Genomic DNA, 22,164 nt, shown 5'->3' on the forward strand with positions numbered 1-22,164 from the left:
CCCGTTGCGGCCGTTTGCCTATGGGGTTGAGCGCGACGCCGCTGGTTATTTCAGCTGATTGGGCGGGTCCGCGCAGGCCGATAGGAACGAGATGTACGAGGTGATCGCGATGACTGAGAGTAAGAGTGCGCGTGAACACGACTTCGACCAGCCCCGAAGCGACGTTGTTTTCAGCTTGCGTGATGGTTTCGTGTGGGCGAGCTGGCCAGGTGCGATCGCGTCGGTCAGGCTTGGAAGTCAAAAATCCGTCACGGCGGTAATGTTGGATTTCCTGGCTCAGTGCGATCTGGGCGACCGGCTAACGAACGCTAGCGACGTCACCAAAAGATCCGCCGGTTAGAAATAAGCTCCGGGCGGGCGAGTACGCAGCGCCTTAACTCCGACAGCTGCCAGCAACTCATCGACCCAAAAAAGCGGTCTGGGCAATGCAATGATGCATCGCCCAGGCCGAATTTACATGATCAAGAATCCGGAACTGTGTCCCTTTAGTTTCCGCGCTCCGGTGCTGGCGGCGGTGGCGGTGGCGGCGGTGCTGGGCACGCGTCGGTCGCCAGGATCACTGAACCATCCGGGCACGTCTGCGTCGCCGGGGGAGGCGGAGGCGGAGGTGGCGGCGGGGGTGGCGGAGGCGGAGGTGGCGGTGGCGCGCCGAAATTGTACGCCAGGCTCAGCATCAGGCTCAGCGTCCTGAGTTTGTAGGACGAATTGGTGAAAACGTCGGCGGTAACCGTCTGGACGACGGGCGTTTCGCCGACGATCACCGTGCGGGGATTGCCGACAAGCGTGTGGTGGTCGCTGCCACTGAGGTTACCGGTCGCGAAATACTTCCCTTTCAGTCCGATATCGATGCTGTCGGAGATCGGATAATAGACGCCGGCCAGCAATTGGTAAGCGAAGCTATCCTTGCTGTTGTCCAAGGCGTGGAAGTTGGCATAGCCGCCGCCAACGCCGACATAGCCCCCGATTCCGCCGTTTTCTCCGCCGAAGTCGAGCAGGCCGTTGATCATGCCGGAAAAGACATGCGCCTTGTTGTCGATGTTGAAGTCGGACGCGACGATGCCGGGCAATACCAATGGATTGACCACGGGCCGATTCAGAGCGTTGTTCAGGGCATCGAGGAAGGACTGGTTGATGTTACCCGCCTCGACCTTGAAATGCTTGTAGCCAAGCTCGCCTTCGAGCCGGAACATGCCGAAGTCGTAGCCGCCGACCAGGTCGATGTCGTAGCCGGTCTTCGCATTCAGGTTGCCGCCGATGTCAGCGAATGAAGTATCGGCGGGAATCGGCGCGAGTGGCGTCGCAGGAGTCTGAACGGCCGAATAGTCGACCAGGACTTTTCCGCCACTTGGGTCTTTTGGAAAGAGGATGCCAAGATCCAGCCCGATATAGGGCGAACCGTCTTTGGCTATCGCGGGTGAAGAAGCGAGAAGCGCTAGCGCGGTCCCCAATAGCAGTTTGCGCATGAAAATGACCTTTCAGCAATCTGGATCGGTCACGCGCTAAGCGTGCCGTGCACCTCCTTTCGCAGTCGCGCACGTCCATTGTTATCAGGGTTAATGCGTATCGCCGCTGTGAGGGGGTTAGAACTCGCTCCGACCAAGCAGGTCGAACGCCCGCTTCAATCCGACGAGCGGCCGCGCACATTTTTCATGATAAGTGCCGCTCAATTCGCTCAGCGGATGGTCGGGAACGTCTTGGAAAACCAGCACCTCTGCCGGTTCACCAAAGCGAACGGGCCTTTGGCATCGGCGGCAAAGCGGAACCTCGGGCCACGCGGCTCATATGACTGCAAGTCCAAGAACATTAAATTTTTTCCTCGTGGGGTTTCGAGGGAGAACCGCACGCCGCAGAGCCGGTTTCATCGACTGAGCGCCGGCGTCGGGCGCCGGGGCGCAAGTCCCATGCTTTTCCTGATCCAGTTTGGTCGATCGCGCTTCGCAAACGACGGGCGAAGGTCGGCATTTGCCCCGATAGCCAGTCCAGCCTTGGAACTTACAGTTTGGCCCTTGCGCGCTCCAGGTCGCGCGACCTGCACAAGCGAGAACCCGACTGATGTCAGAGCTCATCCTCAAAGTGATCCCGTTCTGGCTCTTCGGGCTGCTGTTGGTCTCCGCATGCGTGATTGCAAGCGAGCTGGGCCGCGTGGTGCGGCGCAAACTTCCCTCGCGGCCCGATGCGGACTTCCCATCGGACATCCAAGGGTACGTTGTCGGTGCGGTCTTCGGCCTTCTCGCGCTCTTGATGGCTCTGACTTTTTCGATCGCGATCAACCGGTACGACGAACGGCGCGGGTGGGTAGCGCAGGAGGCGAACGCGATCAATACGACGTTCCTGCGCGCATCGCTGCTGGACGAACCGTTCCGAACGCAGATCCAATCCACCCTTCGAATGTATGCGCACAGCCGGATTTCGCCGGACGGAATCTGGGACGAGCGGATGAATGCCCGGTTGGCGCAAAGCCATCAGATTCAGGATAGGCTTTGGAATGAGGCTCACGCGGCGCTCTATCCAATCCGGACGACAGAACTTGCGTCATATTTCGTCGTGTCACTGAACGAGACGCTGGACATCGGAACTCGCCGCGAATTGGCAGGACGAACGCACATCCCCGCGCGGATCTTCAACTCGCTGCTGCTCTACCTGCTCGGTGCGAGCTTCATCCTCGGCTTCGTCACCGGCAGCGGATCCATCCAGGCTCGCCTGACCTTTGCCGTCCTGTTCATCTTGTTTGCCATTGCGATCATGATGATCGTCGATCTGGACAGCGCTCAAGCCGGAGCAATCAGGGTCCCGCAAACTGCGATGAAGGATCTCGTCACCGCCCTCGACAAGGTCAAGCTGGAGCCCGGCCGAGCCGAGTAGGGATAACCCTGATGGCTCACTGCCAAAATTGAGTCGATCACAAGACTTTCTTCATTCGAGGGCGCGATGCGAAACAGAAGAACTCTCATCCTGACGGCTGCTGTTCTCCTGGTGGCGACCCCCGGATGCTCGACGCTGCCGCGTCTGCCTGCCGAACCCTTCACAGCGATGCCCCAAGCAAGGCCGACCGTCGACAACGTTCGCTACCTTGTGGCCCGCGACAGTGCTGAGTTCCAGGCCGAAGGAATGAGATCGCTGGCCAAGGAGAAAGCCTGGCTGGCCTCTCAGGGCGTGACTGGCCCGCTGCCACCAACTTACATCCTGGCTATTTCAGGAGGCGGCGACAACGGCGCGTTCGGCGCCGGCCTGCTCAACGGCTGGACTGCCTCAGGCACCCGACCGGAATTCAAGATGGTCACAGGCGTCAGCACCGGCGCACTGATCGCACCCTTTGCCTTCCTGGGCTCGCGCTACGACGGCGCAATCGAGAAATTTTACACGACCATTTCTGCCAAAGACATTTTCAAGTCGCGAGGCATGTTGAAGGGCGTCATGAGCGACGCGATGGCGGATTCAAAGCCGCTTGCGAACCTGATTGCGCAAAACACCAGTGAGCAAATGCTGGACGAGATCGCCGCCGAATATGCGAAGGGCCGAATCTTGCTGGTCGGGACGACCAACATGGACTCGCTCGAGCCTGTCATCTGGAACATGACTGCAATCGCGGCCAGCCAGAACCCGAACCGGCTGGCGCTGTTTAGGAGCGTGTTGCTCGCATCCGCTTCGATCCCGGGCGCTTTCCCCCCAGTGATGATAGACGTCACGTCGGACGGCGTCCGTCACCAGGAAATGCATTCCGATGGCGGCACCGTCGCGCAAGTCTTCGTCTATCCGCCTTCGATCGATGCGAAGATCTTCCAGCAAACCCAGCGGCGGCGCGTCCTCTATGTCATTCGCAATGCCCGCTTTGACTCCCCTTGGGAGAGTGTTCCGCGCAAGACCATGTCGATCGCCACTCGTGCGATCGGTTCCCTGACGACGACGCAGGGTATCGGCGATTTGTACCGCATCTATTCCACGACGCAGCGCGACGGCGTTGAATTCAACCTGGCCTACATTCCTTCGACATTCACGCAGCACGGCAAGGAGGAGTTCAATACCGCCTACATGCGCGAGCTTTACGCCGCCGGACGGCAAATGGCCGCATCAGGCCTTAAGTGGGAGAAGTACCCACCCGGGTATGAACGGCCGATCGGCGCCGACTTACAAAAATAGGTAGGGCATCGCCCGCGTCGACTCCCGCAAGCGTCACGTCACGCTGTTTCAACTGACATCCGGGTTTTTGCCGATGGAGCGCCGCAGCCGGCGATGCCAGTTGCTCAGCTGAGCCGCCGTTGATGGTCGGCAGGGAGCGAGCGACCATGACGATCTATTCAGTCAATAAGATGTTCCTGACCAGCGTCCTGGCCATCGGGGGGCTGGCAATCGCGAGCCCCAGCTTTGCGCAGACGCGCGACCATGCGCCGGTCGGCCTCCAGTCGGCACCGGAACTGACGCAGGACCAGGCCGACAAGGAGAATTGGACCTATATCAATCCGAACGCGGTCCTGACCAAATACAAGAACGTCAATGTTGAGCCTGGCGTCGTATACCAGGGTCCCGATGCCCAGTTCGACGGCGTAAGCGATGTGGACAGGGCACAATATGCGATGATCCTGTCGAACGCGCTTCATGCGGAAATCGGAAAATCCTTCCCGACAGCGGCGCGCACCGCCCCGAACACCATTCGAGTGCATGTTGACTTGATTGGGGTGAAGAACACCGTCGGCGGCGTCGCTACCGCGACCCGCGTGACCCCGATTGGTTTTGGCCTGAGCGCCCTGAAAAGCATCACCGGCAGGCAGGGGTCGCTGACCGGCTCCGTCCTGTTCTCTGTGCAGGGCTATGACGCCAAGACCGGCGAACTCCTATTTGCGGCCGTCCGCCGTCGTGCTCCTGACGCGCTCGATATTCCGGCAACCTTGTCCACGACCGACACGGTCAAGGCAGTGGCTCGCGACTTTGCCGTCACTGCACGCCAGCGCCTGGAGCAAATGACGGTAGCGCCGTAGCTCCCGCAGGGTCCACGCGAATGCCGCAGAAGGTCGCCATCAGGACATCTACCTAAATTTAACTTGGATTAACCCCATAAGCGCTGGTATAGTCCTGGCGTTCACGGGGGCGTTTACCGTGTTTCCAGTCCGCGTGCTTCGCTCGGTAAGTACATCCGGCTTTCGCAGGACGTGTCCTATGAGTGTATCACCGCATCTCGGGCCAAGGCCGTGATCAAGCGTCGCCCAATCGCCGCGAAAGAGCGGACGAGCCAGGCGAAACCGGGCTTTCGTGATGATGGATCCGCGAAAGTGGTCAACGGGCTACTCGCGTCCAGGTCAAATGGTTCTACGGGAAAAACTGAGCCCAACGTCGTCCGCGACCTCTTTGCCGAAGCCCAGGACATTGACCGCATCCGGGTGGGCAGGGCTCTCCATGATTCAACTGGTCAATTACTCCTTTCCCTGTCTCTCAGCTTCGCACGATTCAGACAAACCCCGCACGACAGCGGTCTTGATGTGATGCTCGACGAAATGGGGGACACGATCAGACAGATCGATCGGGAAATTCGTACCTTTGCATTTCTGGAATTCCCCGCCGAGCTGAACGCGGGACTGGTGCCGGCCGTCGAGACATTCTCCAGGGGGTTTGCGAAGCGCACCGGCTTGCAGCTGCATTTCGACTGTCACCGGATGGGCGGCGGCGTCACCGATCAGCGGACGGCGTTAGCCCTGTTGCGGATCTGTCAGGAAGCGCTCGTGAACGTCTATCGGCACGCGCATGCGTCCGTCGTACATGTCAATCTGGTCAGATCGCCGGCTGGCCTCGAGCTCACGGTGGAAGACGATGGGTGCGGAATGCCGCCGAACCAGAGCTTCGATCGAGACCACGGCGTGGGCCTGATCGGGATGCGCGACCGCGCGGAACGGCTTGGCGGAGAGCTCTTCATTGAACGGATGAAGAATGGCACGAAAATCGTCGCCATCGTTCCGTCGGCCCCCACAGCAGCGTAGCGCGACCACAGCGCGCGTCGCAGCTCTATCAAGCCTGAATGATGCCGTTGCGAATTGCGTAGCGGACGAGGTCGGCGGTCGTTCGCAGCTTCAACTTGTGCATTGCGCTGGCGCGATGCGTTTCCACCGTCTTCACACTGATGTTCAGGACCTCGGCGATCTGCTTGTTGATGCGTCCTTCGCCAATCTGTTGAACGATCTCTCGCTCGCGCTGAGTCAGGCTCCCCGAATGGGGCGTTGGTCTCGATTGCAGAAACTTCTCAAGCAGCGTTTCTGATATCGCGGCCGAGAAATATGGCCGGTGAAGTGACAATGCGTCCAGGGCCGCAAGCAAGTGCCGCTCGGCATCCGATTTGAGGATGAACCCGCGCACGCCGGCGCGAAGAACGTCCATGACGATCTCTTCGCGATCGTGCATCGTGTAGAGGAGTATCTCGATGCGCGGAAAGGTGCGCCGCAATGCCTGGGCCAGGCCTAGGCCGTTCAGTTCCGGGATCGAATAATCGAGAACCGCGATGTCGGGCTTCGTTTCATTGGCGATGTCGATAGCGCTTCGCCCGTCGGACGCTTCTCCGACCACCTGATAATAGGGTTTCGTCTCAATGAGCTGACGAACGCCTCGGCGCACTGCGTCGTGGTCGTCAACGATCAAGATCCGTTTCACCGGAGTGGACATTGTCCAATACACCTTCGATTTTGCGGGTTGCTGATGCCTTTCAGATCCCCCGTCGGTCCTCAATAAAGCTTCTATCGCATTCCTTTTGGGCGAGCGAATTCGCCGCCCCCTGCAGCCGAGATTAACCAGCACGCTCGAGCTTCCAATCGGGGTAAACCCGATGGAAAACGACAGCCCCGTTTCGCATTTTCCGACCGAAGCGGCGGCCACCCTCCGGTCTTTCCCCGATGGCGCCCCCAAAGCGCCACCTTGATAGTTGATTCATCTACCGGTCCATCGGGGGCGAAGTCTTGGATCAGAAAATCAGTCCTGCACCGCACTTGATCGGGGATACGATCAGCAACGACCTGTCATCGCAGCGAACGGCAATGTCGTTCGAGCGGACGGCAATGGCGAGCGACCGGACGCTCATGGCGGTGGTGCGCACGTCGCTTGCTCTGATCGGGTTCGGGTTCACGATCTTTGAATTCTTCCGAAAGCTCAGTGACAGCGTGTTGCCCAAAGGTGCGCTTCCTTCCGACGCGCCAAGACGGTTTGGCTTCGCGCTGATCTCGCTTGGGATCGTGCTGCTGTTCTTCGGGCTTTTGAATCATTATCACGACAGCAGGAACCGCCGGCGAAGGCGACAGGCGTTATTCGATCAGCAATTGATCGGCCATGCCGAGTCTAAGACGCCTAACAGCGCGACGATCGTGGCGTTTCTTCTGCTGCTGGTGGGATTGTTCGCGATCCTTCGCGTCGGCCTGAGCCTGGGCCCGTTCTGATGGACCCCAAAACGCTCATTCCGCTCTTCGCGCAGGGTTCCCTGTGGCTGGTCGTCCTGTCATTCGGACTTCGAGCAGACGCGGCGCGTGTCTTCGAGGCGATGCGACACTCAGGCCTTATCCTCAAAGGGATACTGGCCGTTTACATCGTCGTCCCAGCCCTGGCCGTGATCATCTGTACGATCATGCCGATCGACCGCACGATTGCGATCGGAATCGTGTTGATGGCGGTTTCGCCACTTGCGCCCGTTATCCCTGCCAGGTTCATGCAGGCCGGGCTCGATCCTGCCAAGGCCGTCCACTATTACGTCACGATGATCCTGTTCGCGGTGTTCTTCGTGCCGGCGACGGTTGCGCTACTCAGCGCCCTCTATCCCCCGAATGCGTCAATTTCCGTCGGCGCGGTGAGCAAGCTGGTGGCACTCACCATTCTTGCGCCGATTGGCATCGGCGTTGCCATCGCAACATTGGCGCCTCGCATCGCGGACTATGTCGCCCCCGTTACATTCTGGACAGGCCTGATCGCGGCTGTCCTTCTGGTGACCGCAATATTGTACAAGCAAGGCGGAGCGATCGTCGGCCTGATTGGTGACGGCACCTTGGTCGTGATCGTCCTAATCGTCTTGGCCGGGATCCTCGCCGGACATCTTCTCGGCAGACCGAGTCCGCTTCACAGTAACGTACTCGCGGTCTCCGCCGCGATCCGGCACCCCGGGATCGCGGCGCTGATCGTTCGGGACAATTTCACCGAGCCGCGCGTGATGCTGACGGTCATTCTCTTCCTGCTGACCAGCTTCGTAGTCACTGCGCTGTACGGCGTGTGGTTCAAGCGGGCCTATCCGTCTTCTCCGGTCGTCCTGTCCGCCGCTTGGCATTCGCCGAAGAACGCCGAAGATCTTCCGCACAACTAGGGGTTTTAACGGATCAATCGATCGCCGGCGCTTGGGTACCACAGCCACGCGGGATCCGCCGCTGCGGAGGGAAAGATGACCAAGGCCCTGGGATTGCTTTTGACTTCGGCCGCTGCGTGTTTCTACGCATCCGCCGCTCATGCCGACGGCCAGGATCTTGCGCCGGTTTCGCAAGCGAGCGAGTATGCGGTCGCGCCGGCCACCGATGCTCCTGTCCCGACGGAGGCCAAGGCGGTAGAGGCTGGAGATGACGGCTGGCACTTCGCCACGACGTCATATCTTTGGGCGACGAGCATAAAGTCGCAAGTCACGACCCGACAAGGCGAACAGGTGACTTCGAAGGAATCGTTCTTCGACATCCTGAAGGATTTGAAATTCGCCTTCATGGGCGCCGCGGAAGCGAGGCACAAACGCTTCGTCGTCATCGGGGACCTCATCTATTCGAACGTCGGCAGCTCCGCCAACGGTCACCTTGGTCCAGTGCCGCTCGATGCGAACATCGACGTGAAAATGCTGATCACGAACCTCGAGGCAGGATATCGCGTCGTCGATCAAGGACCGATGTACCTCGACCTCCTCGCCGGAGCGCAGCTTACGTCCCTCAAGCTCGACCTCGACCTCAAAGGTCCGTTGACGACGGTTCATCGCAATCCCAGCGCTTCTGGTGTCGCTCCCGTCCTCGGCGCGCGTTTCCGCGCACCGCTCGGCGGGCGCTGGGGCGCGGCCTTCTACGGGGACGTCGCGGGGTTCGGGATTACTCCCGCCCATTCATGGCAGTTGCTGGGTACCGTCCAGTATCGGCTCAGCGATCACTGGCAGATCGCCGGGGGATGGCGGCACTATTCGGTCAAGGACGATGAACACAGACTAAATCTGCACGTCGCGCTGGATGGGCCGATCCTGGCCATCACTTATCGGATGTAGGCGCTGGCTCTGACTCTGGGACGAGTGACCTTGCATCCCTGAAATCGCGCGCGAGGAAGAAGCTCAGGAACGTCCGGATCACGGCGATCGCGCCCAGTTTCCCGATCGTGTCCCAGGTGGGCGCGATCGCGGTGCCGATCACGTCCGCGCCGAGCGAGAATTCGAGCGCGAGCAGGATCCATCCCGCGAAGTTGAGCCAGATGGTCCGCTGCTTGAGCGCGCGTGACGGCCGGAACGCGTTCTGAAGCGAGCGGAAGGCGGCGTCGATTGCGGCCACGCCGACCATCAAGACCGCAAGGGCGTCGACAATCAGCTCCATTAGGCCAGCGGCCGAGCTGAAAATCTGCAGGACAGTGTCGTTCATCGGGGGAGGCTAGGGGGGCAGCGCCCGGCCAATCCATCCGGGCTTATCCTGATGGCCGTGCGGGGGCGCACAGCATAGTTCCGCAAAACAGGCTCGGCGCCGAAGGCGCTAGGGCTCACTGTTTCGGATGGGCTTCGGGAGCAAAAGGCCGTTGAGCTCGTTCGCGCGTCCGCTGCCGCGCACCGTTCTATCCCTCAGACGGTCTGGCGGCGGACGCGACCTCAGATAAGGTTTGTGCCGAACCGCTCCTGACGCAGCGAAAGCCGATGTGGTTTGTCGACGTATCGATCGGTTGCGCATGACGCGCGGCCGGCCGGTAGCGGCGGCAATAGTTCGGAGCGCATAGGTGCGAACCGCCCTTGAGCGTCTTGCGCGGGATGGGGACGTTGTCGCAGCGATCGTGGCTGTCGGACTTGGGTCCGCCGCGCGGGTTGGTGGGAATGCAGCACGGCTTGTTCGCGGCCTCCGGATGGCGGGCGCGATACCAATCGTCCGTCCATTCCCAAACGTTACCGATCATGTCGGCCAGGCCGAAGCCGTTCGGCGGGAACGACCCGACGGGTGACGTTCGCTCGAAGCCATCGGTCGCCAGGTTCTGCCAGGGAAACTCCCCCTGCCAGACGTTGGCATGGTGGCGACCGTCTTGTTCGAGCTCGTCGCCCCAGGCGAATTCGGCCTCGTCCGTTCCGCCCAAAGCCGCGAACTCGAACTCCGCTTCGGTGGCAAGGCGTTTACCCGCCCAATGCGCGAACGCCGCCGCATCGCCGTGGGTCACGTGAACGACAGGATGATCGAGCAAGTCTTCGCTGCTGCTGCCCGGGCCGTAGGGGTGGCGCCAGTCGGCGCCGAGGCGGAACTCCCACCACTGGCTCCAATCGCCGAGGTCGACCGCGTGGTTGGGCGGCGAGAACACCAGCGAGCCGGGATGGCAAAGCTCCGGCAGCGCCCCGGGATAATCTGCAGGGTCCGGCGCAATCTCAGCAGTGGTCACGTGGCCTGTGGCTTCCACGAACTCCGCGAACTGGCGGACCGTAACCGGCGTCCGATCCATCCAGAAACCGTCGACGCGAACACGGTGCCGCGGGGCCTCTTCAGGATAATGATTGTCGGATCCCATGTTGAACTCGCCGCCCGGGATCCAGATCATGTCGGCATCGGACTGCGCGGGATTCGTCAGTTCAGGGGCGGTGCTCATGCGTTTCAATCACCATTCGGCGCGATCACGTTCCATCGGGGTTTTCCCCTAGGCGGCTGACGAGAACCGGCGCCCCCACGGGAGCAGGAACGCCGGCTTCGACAGCAGGCTATTGCCGTGCCATTGCGATCGCGAGAGCCTGTTCCGGGCTGACCAGATGATCGGATGATTCCGCATCGGCGTTGATCGCCAGCTGCACGCCCTTGACCGTTCCGTTGAATGCGTTGCCGCTTGCGCCGTAATCCGGGGAAACGGGGGCACCATTGTCGATGCCGACATCGCAACCGTCATCGGCGGAAAAAACCATCGCAAGGGTAGCGTCGACGCGTCCTTTGCCGGCGGGTGCACCGTCGATGAATAGAGTCACGTCGCCGCCCTTGCCCAAGCCGCCGCCATCATAAGCGAATTCCATCCGCGCCTGATGCTCGCCGCTCGGGATTGGCTTGTCAGATTCGACGTAGAACCATTTCAAGCCGCCCAGATTGTAGCAATATTTAAGCTTGCCGTTGTTCGCGTACAGCGACCAGCCGCCGATATTGGCGCCCTGCGCGACGATGACCCCCTGCGCGGGTTTGCCGTCCGGTATCACCAGTTCGGCGGTCACCGAATGCGACTTGTTCTTGAGGTTCAGGACGCAATTCTCGCCAAGCCGCCCCATGCCCGATAGCAGTATCTGGCTGTTACCGGTCAACAGGACGGGCCGTCCAGCGGTGTCGGAGTTCATGCGCGATGCCAAGTCGTCGTTGAGCGGTAGGACGTTGTACTTGACCGCTTCGATCAGCCACAGGCGCTGAAGCTCGTGGAGCTTGTCGGGATTCTCCTTGGCGATGTCCCTGGCCTGGCTCCAGTCCTTGGTCGTGTCGTAAAGTTCCCAGACGTCATCGTCGAATGCGGGCATCTTTCCCCCGACCAAGACCCATGGCGTGTTGTGACGCGTTACCGCGGTCCATCCGCAATGATAAATGCCGCGGTTACCGAACATCTCGAAATACTGGGTTTCGTGCTGGTCGGGCGCTTTGGGGTCATTGAAGGAGTAAAGCATGCTGACGCCCTCGAGTGGCGTTTGCATGACTCCGTCGACCGCCTCAGGCTGCGGCAGGCCAGCCGCTTCAAGGATCGTCGGCGCAACGTCGATGACGTGGTGGAACTGGTCGCGGTTTTCACCTTTGGCTTTGATGTGGCTGGGCCAGTGCACGATCGTGCCATTGCGGGTCCCGCCGAAGTGCGACGCGACCTGTTTGGTCCACTGGTAAGGCGTGTCCATGGCGTGGGCCCACCCGACCGCATAGTGGTTGTATGACGTCGGTCCGCCCAGCTCGTCGATCTTGCTGGTCAGATATTCCGGCGTCTCCAGCGCACCAAGTCCATTGAAGTTGAGCATTTCGTTGAAGGTGCCGTTGAGCGTTCCTTCAGCCGACGCGCCGTTGTCGCCGATGATGTAGTAGATGAGCGTGTCTTCGAGCAGCCCAAGCTTTTCGATGCCATCGATCAGCCGGCCGACGTGGTGGTCGGTATATTCCATATAGCCAGCGTAGACTTCCATCTGACGCCTAAGGATCGGCTTCAGATCCTCGGGCATGTCGTCCCAGGCGGGAATTTCCTTGTGACGGACGGTCAGCTCCGCATCAGGCGGAATGGCGCCGATCTTCTTCTGCCGGGCGAAGGTTTCCTCGCGCACCTTGTCCCAGCCCTGGTCGAACTTGCCCTTGTACTTGTCGGCCCATTCCTTCGGCACGTGGTGCGGAGCATGGGTGGCGCCGGGCGCGAAATAGACGAAAAACGGCTTGTCGGGGGCGAGCATCTTCTGCTGACCGACCCACTTGATCGCCTTGTTCGTCATGTCGTCGACGAGGTGGTAACCTTCCTCAGGTGTCTTGTCGGGCTCGACGGGTGTCGTGCCTTCGAAGAGAGCCGGGTACCATTGGTTGGATTCGCCGCCGATGAATCCATAGAAATATTCAAAGCCGCCGCCGCCGCTCGGCCACTGGTCGAACGGGCCAACCGGACTGGTCTGCCAAACTGGCACTTCGTGACACTTGCCGAACTGCGCGGTGTTGTAACCGTTGAGCTTGAGCGTCTTGGCAAGCGGAGCCGCGGTGTTGCGAAGTACGGAGGAGTATCCGGGCGCACCCGTCGCGACCTCTGTAATGGCGCCCATGCCGACCGAGTGGTGGTTACGGCCGGTGAGCAAAGCCTGGCGAGTGGGCGAACAAAGCGCGGTCGTGTGGAAGCGGCGATATTTAAGACCGCCGGCGGCCAGCTTCTCTGCATTCGGCGTCTGGCACGGCCCCCCGAATGCGCTCGATGAGCCATAGCCGGCGTCATCGATCAAAATGATCAGGACATTGGGCGCGCCCTTGGGCGGGCGGAGCTGGGAGATCGGGTCAAAATGCGTGTCCGGGTCTTTGGCATCGTAAGTGACCAATCCGACGCGGGGTTTCGCGGGGATCGGCAGGACCGTCCTCGATAGGTTGTCATTTGCGTCGGACATTAGGACCTCCCGGGTGTAAGAGTTGCCGTCCGATTATGACTGTCGATGACTGCTCGCTATCGGGGTTTCCCCTATGCAAACTGCGTTGTGGCGCCGGGCAACCAGCCGATTATGGTGGCGCAAGGATCGGGCGGGGGCCTGGAGTGACGGGAGATGTGTGATCTGCAAGCGTTGGACGTCGTGGAATGCATCGACGCCACGCCGGTTCTTAAGCAGAGCAAGACCATGCCCCGACTCGGGCGGCTCTACCGGGTCCAGTCGGTCCGGAAGATCGGCGACGGATACAGCGTCCGCCTTTTCGACGTAACGCCGGAGTGCCACTTGGGCGGGCCGTGCAACTGCGGCAATTGCGGGTGGGACAGCCGACGTTTCCGCCGTGTGCAAGGGCCTGAGAAAGACCGGCTGACGGTTCTTCGGGCTCTACTGAGCAGCAGCAAGACAGCCCCCGACCTCGTGCCGGAGTTCGAGCATTAGAGGCCACTCGCCGGCGCCGCGCCGGCGTTGCGCCTAGTGGAGATCAGCGGCAGACCCGTGTGACGACGCCATAAGCGTCGACGGTGTCGACACAGGTCGGTTGAACCACAACGACGGGGGGTTCCACGTAGACGGGGCGAGCGGCCACAGCCGCGCCGTATGCGGCTGCACCGTAACCCACCGCGCCGTAACCCGCCGCGCCATAGCCGACGGCCCGGTATGTCGACCTGCGGGCCACGCCTGCGTAGCTCATTGGCGTCAGCGGTCGGCCGATGATCGCATGAGCTGGCGTGCCCAGCGACAATCCGGTTTGGAGGCTAATGCGGACATCGCCAGCGACGAGAGCGACAAAGGTCGCGGCGCCCAACGCCAGGCGGGCTGGTCTTCCGAGGCGTAAAGTCATCTCACTGTCCTCCACTGGTGCTCTTTGCGGGCGGGGGTAGCTCGCCGATTGCCGACATTTGATCGAAGCCGACCTTCTTGGCGCCCGCGGCCGGGGTGAAGCGGAATGCGTTGGCCGCAGCGGCGCGTCCTGTCGACCAATCGCGGAATTGAATCGTGTAGGTCGGGTAGCCGACGACGGTCTTGCTGGAAATTACATATTTGCAGGGTAGCGGGCGGTCGCCCGTCCGGACCCAAAGCTGCCAGTCCGTGTCCTTGTTGCGGAAGGCGAGATGCTCGCAGTCGTAGCCGTCAACGACGCCGAGGCCGATATGCTTGGCCTCGACGACCCCTTCCATCAGCCGGTCGTAACTGTTGGTCATCAACAGGTCGCCAGCGGGCATGTCCATTCCATAACCCGTTCGGATCATGTCGATGAGCCCGTCGATCGTTCCAGGCGACTTGGCCTGCGCGTACGACCCGCTTGACCGGTCGATGATCGTCGCCGTCGTGCCGTCGGAAACGAGTTCCATATCGGCATAGCCACCCTTGCGCGTCGCTCGAATCTGGCCGGGGCGCGCCAGCAGCAACGTGCCGGATGCGTTGAAGGTCACGCGCTCGAGCTGCGGCGTCACCACGTCCAGCGCTGCGTCGAAGCTGCCGGACAGGTCTTTCTGACTCGCCAGATAGGTCGACATCGTTTTCAAAATTTGTTTCGCGCTCGCGTCCTGGGCTTGGGCCAGAGCCGGCGCGGACCACAGAATGCTCCCCGCCAGTAATGCCGCAACGACAGGTGATCCGTGACTTAGAGTTCTGCAGGTCATGAGCTGTTCTCCATCACGCGGGCCAGCGCTGTCGGGTGCAACGTCAGCTCGGGAATGCGCACAAGTCGGGCCTGGCGCGCCCTGCGACCATCGGTGGTTATCCGTAGTTACGGGACGAACAGGCCTTAGAGCGGTGCTGGAGCTCTGTCTGGCCTCGCGCCGCCGAAACGCGCCAGGGCGAGAAGTCCGGACAATATCGCATGAAGAACGATTGCCGGCCACAAGAGCTTCCCGCCGCCTTGCCCGCTGATCGCCACTTCCGCGAGCACGAGTGTCGCGAGCACGCTGTAAACCAGCATCCCCAAGTAGGGCCCGTCCCGAGTTGACGATCTGCTTGGCCAGCAAGCGATGCCAAGAGCGATAAGTGCGGCTCCGCCTATGCGCGCCACCGTCACTCCGGTCTTGTCCAATGGAGCTGCTAGGAGGAGCGTCGCGACCATAGCCGGCGTTGCAATGAGTGCCAGTCCCGTTGCAGCTTCCAGGATCGCCGTGACTGCGAGCAAGCGCCGACGCTCAAGTTGAACGCTCATGGCCTGAAGTTGCAGACTTTTACGACAGCCTCCTTCGGCAGGGACGCCGAAGTTCATTTCGGCCAGCCCTATTTGAAGGCCCTTCGCATGCGAGGGCCATCGGGCGAAATACCGAGCGCGATGCGGCATTCGGAGGTCTTTGAATCGCTTTGGGGTGCGCTTCTCGCAACGCCCCTTCTTTCCAGAAGAAGTGAACAGTCGGTCGTCTTTCCTGAGCTCAAATCAGCGAAAGCATGTCTGACTAGGGATTTCTCCTAATGGCGGGTGCGCTGCTTCTGTCCTGATATAAGCACGACATGTAATCCGACCCGAAAGGCGAGAGACAATGAAAGAGTTCTTCCTGCTCGGGGTGGCGTTGCTGGCCGTCCCGTCGCTCGCCTCCGCGCAGCGCGTCCACCGTTCATCAACCACAGTGCACAGGAGCGGTACGACCGTTCATCGATCGACAACGACCGTCAAACGCACCGGCCACGGTCACGCAAATTATCATCGCCCGGTGGCGGGTCATCCGGTCTATCATCCGGGCAATTGGAACCGAGCGGTGGTTCATGGCGGCGTTTATCACTACCCGCATGGCTACAGCTATCACCGGTGGACGGTCGGCCGTCCGTTGGCGCGCGTCTTCCTGACGCCGGCCTATTATTATGCGGGCTACGCGGCACTGGGTCTGATGGCGCCCCCGCCGAATTATCAATGGATTCGCTACGGTCCGGATTTGATGCTGGTCAACCTTGCCACGGGCAACGTCGTAGACATACGATACGGAGTATTCGGGTGATCGATGCCTACAACGGTGGGGGGACCGCGTGGGATTTCGACGGTGATGCTTCAGCCTCGCGAGCCTGAACAGCCGCGCCCGACGCCGGACCGGGATTCTCGACCCGTCGAGCTGGGTGCGTCGAACAATGGGCGCGCTTGCGAGCGCATTGCCGGCTTGCCGCCTCTGGCTTGCATTGTCGGCGCGCCGCGCTGTGGAACGACGACCTACGCGCGATGGTTGCGACGTCGGCCCGAGGTCTGCTTTTCCAAGATCAAAGAGCCACACTTCTTCACGCTTGCCGATCTGCGCGACGCATCGGACGCCGAAGTTCCGACGATGCTCATGGAGCTTTATGTCGACCGGTTCTTCCCGCACCGGGAGGCCGCGACGGAGCTACTCGCTGAAGGATCGGTATCGTATCTTTACGCGCCTGAGCGGCTGCGGCCCATGCTCAAGGTTTGGCCGAACGCGAAGTTCATCATCGCTCTTCGCGACCCGTTCGCGATGCTGCCATCAGTTCACCAGAGACTGCTGTTTCAGGGCGACGAGGTAGTCAAAGATTTCGCGAGCGCCTGGCGTCTCCAGAAGGCGCGGCGAGAGGGACGCAGCATACCGCGCAGCTGCATCGATGCGCGCCAGCTTCAATATCTCGAAGTAGCCCGGCTCGGCGAGCATGTCCGCCGGATGTTCGCGACGGTTGGGCGAGAGAACTGTCACGTCATACTGTTCGACGATCTGCAGAACGATCCCACCAGCACCTATCTCGAGCTGCTGGAATTTCTCGGGCTTGAGGATGACGGATTCCGTGACTTCAGTGTAAACCGGCCGTCGCGCAGCTTTCGCTATGGCTGGCTTCAGCGGCTTCTGAAGCGGCCGACATTTCTTACGAAGAACGCACTCGCGGGACAATCCTTCAAGTACCGCTTTGCCGCCGCACCGGCCAAGCCTAGCTCGCTGATCGAGCGCGCGCTGACGCGGGCCCGGCGCAAACTGCTGAAGTGGAACCAGCGAGTGGTGAAGACACACAATCTGCCGCCGGAACTGCAAGAGGAAATCCGGGAACTTCTGAGCGATGATGTGCAAGGTCTGGCGAAGCTGATCGGCCGAGATCTTAGCCATTGGCTGGGCGGAAAGAGCGACGACGGCCTGAGCAAGATGACGCCGGAGATTTCCCGGCGTGCTTCCAGCGCCGCCTGATCGACAGCCGCTACCGAATTTACCTGAGTTCTGTATCCCCGCAGACCGCGGTTCATCACGTATTAACTTAGGGGTTAATGCGGATGTCGCAGCGCATTACGCCGAGGCATGAGGGCCTTCTTTGAGAGGAAGGATGCGATCATGCGCAAATCAAACATTGCCTACCGGAATGTACTGCTTGCCTCGGTGCTTGCCGTCGGGGGACTATCCCTCAGCGCGTGCGCGACGGAAGACTATGTGAACAAGCAGGTTGCGACCGTAAACGCCCGTGTCGACCAGACGGACTCCAGGCTCGGCGCTCTCGAAGGCCGTGTGAACGAAGTCTCGCAGAAGGCGGACGGTGCCATGAGCGCGGCGCAGCAGGCCGGAAGCGCGGCTCAGCAGGCCGGTAGTGCGGCGCAGGCCGCCTCCGCCGACGCGGCGCGCGCCAACGGGCGGCTGGACAAGGTCGAGGCCGAAGTGGCTCACCTGGAGCACCACCATGCGCACAAGACGTGGCGCGATGTAAGCCAGAGGAAGTCGCATTCCAAGAAGGCGCATTCGAAGAAGTCGCATTCGAAGAAAGCGGCCAAGAAGGGCTAACGCCGCTGCGTTAGGTCTGATCGATAGGGCTGCCTTTCCGGCAGCCCTATTCACATCCCGCGACTAGATCGGCGCGCTCGTGCCGCGCGGAGTGCCGACGTATCGAACACGACCTGATCGTAATGCCAAAGCTGCTCGAACAATATGCGGGCGGTTTGGCGCTCCGCCTCGTTTGTGGCGATGTCGCCGATCGCTTTCACACCGTCGATGCGCTCGAAGATTTCTCGCTGAGGCGCTTCGATCGGAAAGTAGATATCGGTGAAGGTGTGCCCCTGGTTGATCAGCACCGCCGCAGCGTTCGGGGGTAGGCGTTCCTCGACCATGATCGTCCGCGGCAGGCGGATCGGCACATAGTCGAGCCAGCTCTCACCTTCGAAGACCACCTGACGGTCACGTTTGCGATCCCGCCGGTACGCCACCAGACTGTGCCGGATCATCGAACCCCGGAAGAGTTCGAGTGCGGCGTACCGCTCTTCGGCGGGCAGCCGCATGATCCGCGGTCGATGAGGTGAGCGAACCATCGCCCCGCACGTCGGCAGGTATGGCGCTTGATTTGCCCATCTCGCGAACTCAAGGTCTGCCGACCGCAGCAGCTCAAAGACTTGCGGCACCGAATAAGCGCGGTCCTGCGGGTTGAGCAACGCGTCCGCGAGGCCGGCCGGGGTGCGGAAGTCCGGAACCTTGCCAAGCAATGGAACGAGTGGGTGATCCGGGGGCAGCGCATTCAGGCTTTCGGCTAGGTCGCGAAGGTCCGCGACGCCGGTGCCGATGCCGAGGCGGCGGCAATAGTCCTGAAGCATGTAGATGCCGGTGCGACCGTAAGGCGCGTAAAGCATCAACTGCAGGGCGCCGTCTGGCTGAAGCGCGTCAGCCAGGGCGCGAAGCCCGGTCGCAGGATCGGGGAGATGGTGAAGCACACCCGTGCACACGATATGATCGAAGCTGCGACCGAGTTCACCAACAAGTTCGATCGATAGTTGCTGCAGTTCGAGATTGTGGATGCTGTGTTTACGCTTGAGCTTCGCCGTGGCGTCGATGCTGGACTGGCTGAAGTCGATCCCGGTCACGCGCGCTCTGGGCCAGCGGAGCGCATGCTTCGCGGCTTGCGACGTTCCGCAGCCGGCGATCAATATGGTGCGATCGTCGCGATAAGGTTCGCCTGGCCACAGCAAATGCGCCTCGACGCGGCGCCGTCTGTCGTCCCATGTCCGCGCGTAGCCGGTGAGATCGGTTACCGGAGGCGGATAGGGGTGCTCATCGTAGAATGCCCTTACACCGGCGCCAATGGCAGCGCCGGCGATATGCTCGTCGGACGCTGCCATTGGTACGTAACCAGGTCCATCCACGGTAGGTCGTTACTTCGCCGGTTCCGGTTGCCTCTTTGACGCCGGCGTCGGGTCCGCCTTCGGCCTTGGAGACTGTGCGGCTTTGCCCATGGCCTGCGCCTGCTCCATCACCGAATCGAGGTTGAACGACGCCGGCTTCTGCCGAGGCGGGAAGTTTACGAAGCCCTCGATTTGTTCGGCGATGACCCCCTGCATCAAATACATTTGCGGAGCATGGTCGACCATCCAATCCCAATAGGTGTTGGAATTGAAATCGGCGCGCTCGAACGGATCGCGACGCAGGTTCGTGATGTGCGGCAACCGAAGCTTGACGAACGGCTCGGCCCACTGCGCCATCGTGTTGGCCCGCTGAAGCGCGAGGTTGAACTTATAGTCGCCGACTCTCACCGCGACGACCTCGCCGTCATCGCTGAAGTAGACCAGCGACTTCCTTGGGCTCTCCTTCACCTTGCCGGTGACGTACGGCAGCATGTTGTAGCCATCGAGGTGCACCTTGTAGGTGACATCGCCGACCTTATAGCCCGTCAGCAGCTTCTTGGTGACGTCGTCCGGGTCAGCACCGGCAACGGCCAACAGGGTCGGCAGCATGTCGATGTGCGAGACGATACCGTTGAGCACCGACCCCGCCTTGATCTTGCCCGGCCAGCGGAGGAACGAAGGGACGCGCCAGCCGCCTTCCCAGTTCGAATCCTTTTGGCCGCGATACGGCGTGTTGGCGCCATCCGGCCAAGTGTCGTTCTCTGGCCCGTTGTCGGTCGAGTACATGACAATCGTGTTGTCGGCGATTCCAAGCTCGTCGAGCTTGTCGAGAATTTCGCCGATCTGCTCGTCATGGACGACCATGCGGTCGCTGTATGGATCCTGCCCACTCTTGCCGAGGTTCTTCTCGGCGACGTGGGTCCGGAAGTGCATCGCGGTGGAGTTGTACCAGAGGAAGAATGGCTGGTCGGCTTTGACCTGCTCTTCCATCCAGGCGATCGCGCGCGCAGTAATCTCCTCGTCGACCGTTTCCATCCGCTTCTTGGTCAGCGGTCCGGTATCGACGATCGTTTGCTTGCCGACCCGGCCGAAACGCTCATCGATCGTGGGATCGTCCTTGTCGGTCGCCTTGCAATCCAGCACGCCGCGCGGGCCGAACTGCGCGAAGAAGGCAGGGTCCTTCGGATAATCCGGAAGTTCGGGCTCTTCCTCGGCGTTGAGGTGGTAGAGGTTGCCGAAGAACGTGTCGAAGCCGTGCACCGTCGGCAGATATTCGTTGCGGTCGCCCAGGTGGTTCTTGCCGAATTGGCCCGTTGCATAGCCCAGCGGCTTCAGCAGTTCCGCGATCGTCGGATCTTCCTTCTGCAGGCCGACGTTGGCTCCTGGCATTCCGACTTTCGTCAGTCCGGTGCGAATGGGGTTCTGGCCGCAGATGAAGCAGGCTCTGCCCGCCGTGCAGCTTTGCTGCGAATAGTAATCGGTGAAGGTAACGCCTTCTTCGGCGATCCGGTCGATGTTCGGCGTGCGATAGCCCATCGCACCACGGCTGAAGTGGCTGACGTTCCATATACCGATATCGTCGCCCCAGAGGATAAGGATATTGGGTTTCTTCGCAGACATGTGTTTCTCCGTTTCGCGCAGGCGCCGGAGCTGCCGAACCACGCGAATCCGCATTCAGCCCAAGCGTCGGGGCGGAGCTAGGCGAGCGTTCCGACCGCAAACATCGGTCAAAGTCCCTACGTTGGCAAAGGAAGCTAGCTACGAACGCGCCGAGCGGACGAACGGCGAAACCCGCAGGGACGATGGCGGCCGACGGCTTTATTCTACCCTCGTCCAAGTCTGCGACTTGCAGCCGATGCGCGCAAAAAGGCATCCGCGGGCCACGACGGTGTTCTGGTCCTTGACGGTCCCGGTTCCGGTAAAGACCTTGTTGAGATCGGGGACGAAGACCTTTCCCTTCCAGACTTTCGGGCTAACCTCATGGAACTCCCGGAACAGCTCCGTGCCTACCAATTTAGGCGTCCCACCGCGGGCCGAATCCGCCTTGGCCTTTTCGTTCGCCCATACGACCGTTCCGCAACGACTTTTGCCGCAGCGATGAATACGGACATGGACGCTGTTCGAGGGGTTGCGCAGAACCAGGTCCTGGGCGCTCGCCTGGGAAAAGGCCGCAGGGGAACAGGCGAAGCACGCCGTAACGGCGGCAAACTGCACGAATATCGTGAAATGGCGCATCGTTCCCCCTGTCTCGCACACCCAGAGGGCTGCGTGCCGCCTGGAGTCATTAGCCCGTCTGCGTCCCGCAGTTGCCGTAGCTCGGGCGATGACTAGGTTGGTCAGTGGCCCGCCAACATAGGGGTAATGACGGAGTTGAGCGCCGCCGCAGCTGGGTCCGCGCGCGCATGGGACTGGTGCACCCGCCATGAATGGTGGGCACTCAGGTCATTGGGAAGTTTCTGTCTCGCTACGTCACTGATGTCGGCAATTAGCTAATCGAGGCATTTAGTGGACCGTGGCGGTAGGAGACGCCGCCGCCATCAGCGCCGACGCCTCTACTGTTCTTACGGGTTATTAGGACTTATGGCCGCTGTGCTCCGCATGGCCCTTGTGCATCTTGGCCATCATTTCTTCGCAGCACTTGTGGCAGTCCGCCATTTCCTTCTCGCTCATCCTCATGTGCCCCATCTGCTGGTGCTGTGCATGAGCATGGGGTGGCGGAGTAGTGGTAGCCGCTGGTGCGGGCTGGGCGGCTGCGACAGCCGCTGCAATCAACATCATCATGGTTGTTCTCCTGAGTTCG

Annotated in this window: 24 protein-coding genes; 12 read left to right on the forward strand and 12 right to left on the reverse strand. The window is 61.0% G+C overall.

The genetic code is table 11. The annotated features are described in order from the left end of the window. Positions 1–91 precede the first annotated feature (91 nt). Complete coding sequence (locus ABD704_RS14170) at positions 92–340, forward strand: hypothetical protein (RefSeq protein WP_344700337.1); 249 nt, start codon at positions 92–94, stop codon at positions 338–340. 145 nt (positions 341–485) lie between these two features. On the opposite strand, the gene ABD704_RS14175 is transcribed toward ABD704_RS14170, so the two are convergent. Continuing rightward, a complete protein-coding gene (locus ABD704_RS14175) occupies positions 486–1,463 on the reverse strand; it encodes a P44/Msp2 family outer membrane protein (protein WP_344700338.1) in 978 nt (325 codons plus the stop codon). Positions 1,464–2,052: 589 nt separating this feature from the next. Here ABD704_RS14175 and ABD704_RS14180 point away from each other — a divergent pair. The 4 genes from ABD704_RS14180 (at position 2,053) to ABD704_RS14195 (ending at position 5,966) form a co-directional block, all read left to right on the forward strand. Beyond that, on the forward strand, positions 2,053–2,862 hold the full coding sequence (locus tag ABD704_RS14180; protein ID WP_344700339.1) for a bestrophin-like domain: 810 nt from the start codon (positions 2,053–2,055) through the stop codon (positions 2,860–2,862). A 66-nt stretch (positions 2,863–2,928) separates the two neighbouring features. Continuing rightward, the gene (locus ABD704_RS14185; protein ID WP_344700340.1) at positions 2,929–4,137 is read left to right on the forward strand and encodes a patatin-like phospholipase family protein; all 1,209 of its coding nucleotides are present in this window, start codon (positions 2,929–2,931) and stop codon (positions 4,135–4,137) included. 146 nt (positions 4,138–4,283) lie between these two features. Then, complete coding sequence (locus ABD704_RS14190; RefSeq protein WP_344700341.1) at positions 4,284–4,973, forward strand: DUF3313 domain-containing protein; 690 nt, start codon at positions 4,284–4,286, stop codon at positions 4,971–4,973. A 210-nt stretch (positions 4,974–5,183) separates the two neighbouring features. Beyond that, entirely contained in the window at positions 5,184–5,966 is a 783-nt protein-coding gene (locus ABD704_RS14195) for a sensor histidine kinase (protein WP_344700342.1), read from the forward strand. 28 nt (positions 5,967–5,994) lie between these two features. Here the strand turns inward: ABD704_RS14195 and ABD704_RS14200 are convergent, their stop codons facing one another. Continuing rightward, entirely contained in the window at positions 5,995–6,642 is a 648-nt protein-coding gene (locus ABD704_RS14200) for a response regulator (protein WP_344700343.1), read from the reverse strand. Between the two features lie 290 nt (positions 6,643–6,932). Here ABD704_RS14200 and ABD704_RS14205 point away from each other — a divergent pair, with 290 nt between their 5' ends. The 3 genes from ABD704_RS14205 to ABD704_RS14215 all read left to right on the forward strand — a co-directional run bounded on the left by ABD704_RS14205 (position 6,933) and on the right by ABD704_RS14215 (position 9,241). Further along, positions 6,933–7,406, forward strand: coding sequence for a YidH family protein (locus ABD704_RS14205; protein WP_344700344.1), 474 nt, complete (start codon positions 6,933–6,935; stop codon positions 7,404–7,406). Continuing rightward, entirely contained in the window at positions 7,406–8,317 is a 912-nt protein-coding gene (locus tag ABD704_RS14210; protein WP_344700345.1) for a bile acid:sodium symporter family protein, read from the forward strand. The genes ABD704_RS14205 and ABD704_RS14210 overlap by 1 nt, the downstream gene beginning before the upstream one ends. A 75-nt stretch (positions 8,318–8,392) precedes the next feature. Then, on the forward strand, positions 8,393–9,241 hold the full coding sequence (locus ABD704_RS14215) for a hypothetical protein (RefSeq protein WP_344700346.1): 849 nt from the start codon (positions 8,393–8,395) through the stop codon (positions 9,239–9,241). Here ABD704_RS14215 and ABD704_RS14220 read toward each other — a convergent pair. The 3 genes from ABD704_RS14220 to ABD704_RS14230 form a co-directional block, all read right to left on the reverse strand. Then, positions 9,225–9,605, reverse strand: coding sequence for a DUF1622 domain-containing protein (locus tag ABD704_RS14220; RefSeq protein WP_344700347.1), 381 nt, complete (start codon positions 9,603–9,605; stop codon positions 9,225–9,227). The genes ABD704_RS14215 and ABD704_RS14220 overlap by 17 nt on opposite strands. 187 nt (positions 9,606–9,792) lie before the next feature. After that, positions 9,793–10,752 carry a formylglycine-generating enzyme family protein gene (locus ABD704_RS14225; RefSeq protein WP_344700560.1) on the reverse strand — a complete coding sequence of 320 codons (960 nt, stop codon included), beginning with the start codon at positions 10,750–10,752 and terminating at the stop codon, positions 9,793–9,795. 157 nt (positions 10,753–10,909) lie between these two features. After that, positions 10,910–13,291, reverse strand: coding sequence for an arylsulfatase (locus ABD704_RS14230; protein WP_344700348.1), 2,382 nt, complete (start codon positions 13,289–13,291; stop codon positions 10,910–10,912). Between the two features lie 153 nt (positions 13,292–13,444). Between ABD704_RS14230 and ABD704_RS14235 the strand changes: the two genes are divergently transcribed. Beyond that, a complete protein-coding gene (locus tag ABD704_RS14235) occupies positions 13,445–13,765 on the forward strand; it encodes a hypothetical protein (RefSeq protein ID WP_344700349.1) in 321 nt (106 codons plus the stop codon). Between the two features lie 43 nt (positions 13,766–13,808). Here ABD704_RS14235 and ABD704_RS14240 read toward each other — a convergent pair whose 3' ends face one another. The 3 genes from ABD704_RS14240 to ABD704_RS14250 all read right to left on the reverse strand — a co-directional run bounded on the left by ABD704_RS14240 (position 13,809) and on the right by ABD704_RS14250 (position 15,500). Beyond that, the gene (locus ABD704_RS14240; RefSeq protein WP_344700350.1) at positions 13,809–14,168 is read right to left on the reverse strand and encodes a hypothetical protein; all 360 of its coding nucleotides are present in this window, start codon (positions 14,166–14,168) and stop codon (positions 13,809–13,811) included. A gap of 1 nt (position 14,169) precedes the next feature. Next, on the reverse strand, positions 14,170–14,853 hold the full coding sequence (locus tag ABD704_RS14245; protein ID WP_344700351.1) for a DUF2092 domain-containing protein: 684 nt from the start codon (positions 14,851–14,853) through the stop codon (positions 14,170–14,172). A gap of 242 nt (positions 14,854–15,095) precedes the next feature. Further along, positions 15,096–15,500 carry a hypothetical protein gene (locus tag ABD704_RS14250; protein WP_344700352.1) on the reverse strand — a complete coding sequence of 135 codons (405 nt, stop codon included), beginning with the start codon at positions 15,498–15,500 and terminating at the stop codon, positions 15,096–15,098. A 325-nt stretch (positions 15,501–15,825) separates the two neighbouring features. On the opposite strand from ABD704_RS14250, the gene ABD704_RS14255 reads away from it, so the two are divergent. The 3 genes from ABD704_RS14255 to ABD704_RS14265 all read left to right on the forward strand — a co-directional run bounded on the left by ABD704_RS14255 (position 15,826) and on the right by ABD704_RS14265 (position 18,039). Further along, positions 15,826–16,278 carry an RcnB family protein gene (locus tag ABD704_RS14255; protein ID WP_344700353.1) on the forward strand — a complete coding sequence of 151 codons (453 nt, stop codon included), beginning with the start codon at positions 15,826–15,828 and terminating at the stop codon, positions 16,276–16,278. Between the two features lie 3 nt (positions 16,279–16,281). After that, positions 16,282–17,457, forward strand: coding sequence for a sulfotransferase (locus ABD704_RS14260; RefSeq protein WP_344700354.1), 1,176 nt, complete (start codon positions 16,282–16,284; stop codon positions 17,455–17,457). Between the two features lie 141 nt (positions 17,458–17,598). Then, positions 17,599–18,039 carry an alanine-zipper protein gene (locus tag ABD704_RS14265; RefSeq protein ID WP_344700355.1) on the forward strand — a complete coding sequence of 147 codons (441 nt, stop codon included), beginning with the start codon at positions 17,599–17,601 and terminating at the stop codon, positions 18,037–18,039. Positions 18,040–18,089: 50 nt separating this feature from the next. Here the strand turns inward: ABD704_RS14265 and ABD704_RS14270 are convergent, their stop codons facing one another. From ABD704_RS14270 to ABD704_RS14285, 4 genes are all read right to left on the reverse strand, one after another. Beyond that, positions 18,090–19,361, reverse strand: coding sequence for a class I SAM-dependent methyltransferase (locus ABD704_RS14270; RefSeq protein WP_344700356.1), 1,272 nt, complete (start codon positions 19,359–19,361; stop codon positions 18,090–18,092). Between the two features lie 33 nt (positions 19,362–19,394). Further along, positions 19,395–20,984: an arylsulfatase gene (locus ABD704_RS14275; RefSeq protein WP_344700357.1), complete on the reverse strand. Its 1,590-nt coding sequence runs from the start codon at positions 20,982–20,984 to the stop codon at positions 19,395–19,397. A gap of 198 nt (positions 20,985–21,182) precedes the next feature. Next, a complete protein-coding gene (locus ABD704_RS14280; RefSeq protein WP_344700358.1) occupies positions 21,183–21,599 on the reverse strand; it encodes a DUF2147 domain-containing protein in 417 nt (138 codons plus the stop codon). Positions 21,600–21,935: 336 nt separating this feature from the next. Continuing rightward, positions 21,936–22,145, reverse strand: a complete 210-nt coding sequence (locus ABD704_RS14285; RefSeq protein WP_344700359.1) for a hypothetical protein — start codon at positions 22,143–22,145, stop codon at positions 21,936–21,938. Positions 22,146–22,164: the final 19 nt, after the last annotated feature.

The sequence above is a fragment of the Sphingomonas limnosediminicola genome (genome assembly GCF_039537965.1).
In the GTDB taxonomy this organism is placed as follows: domain Bacteria; phylum Pseudomonadota; class Alphaproteobacteria; order Sphingomonadales; family Sphingomonadaceae; genus Sphingomicrobium; species Sphingomicrobium limnosediminicola.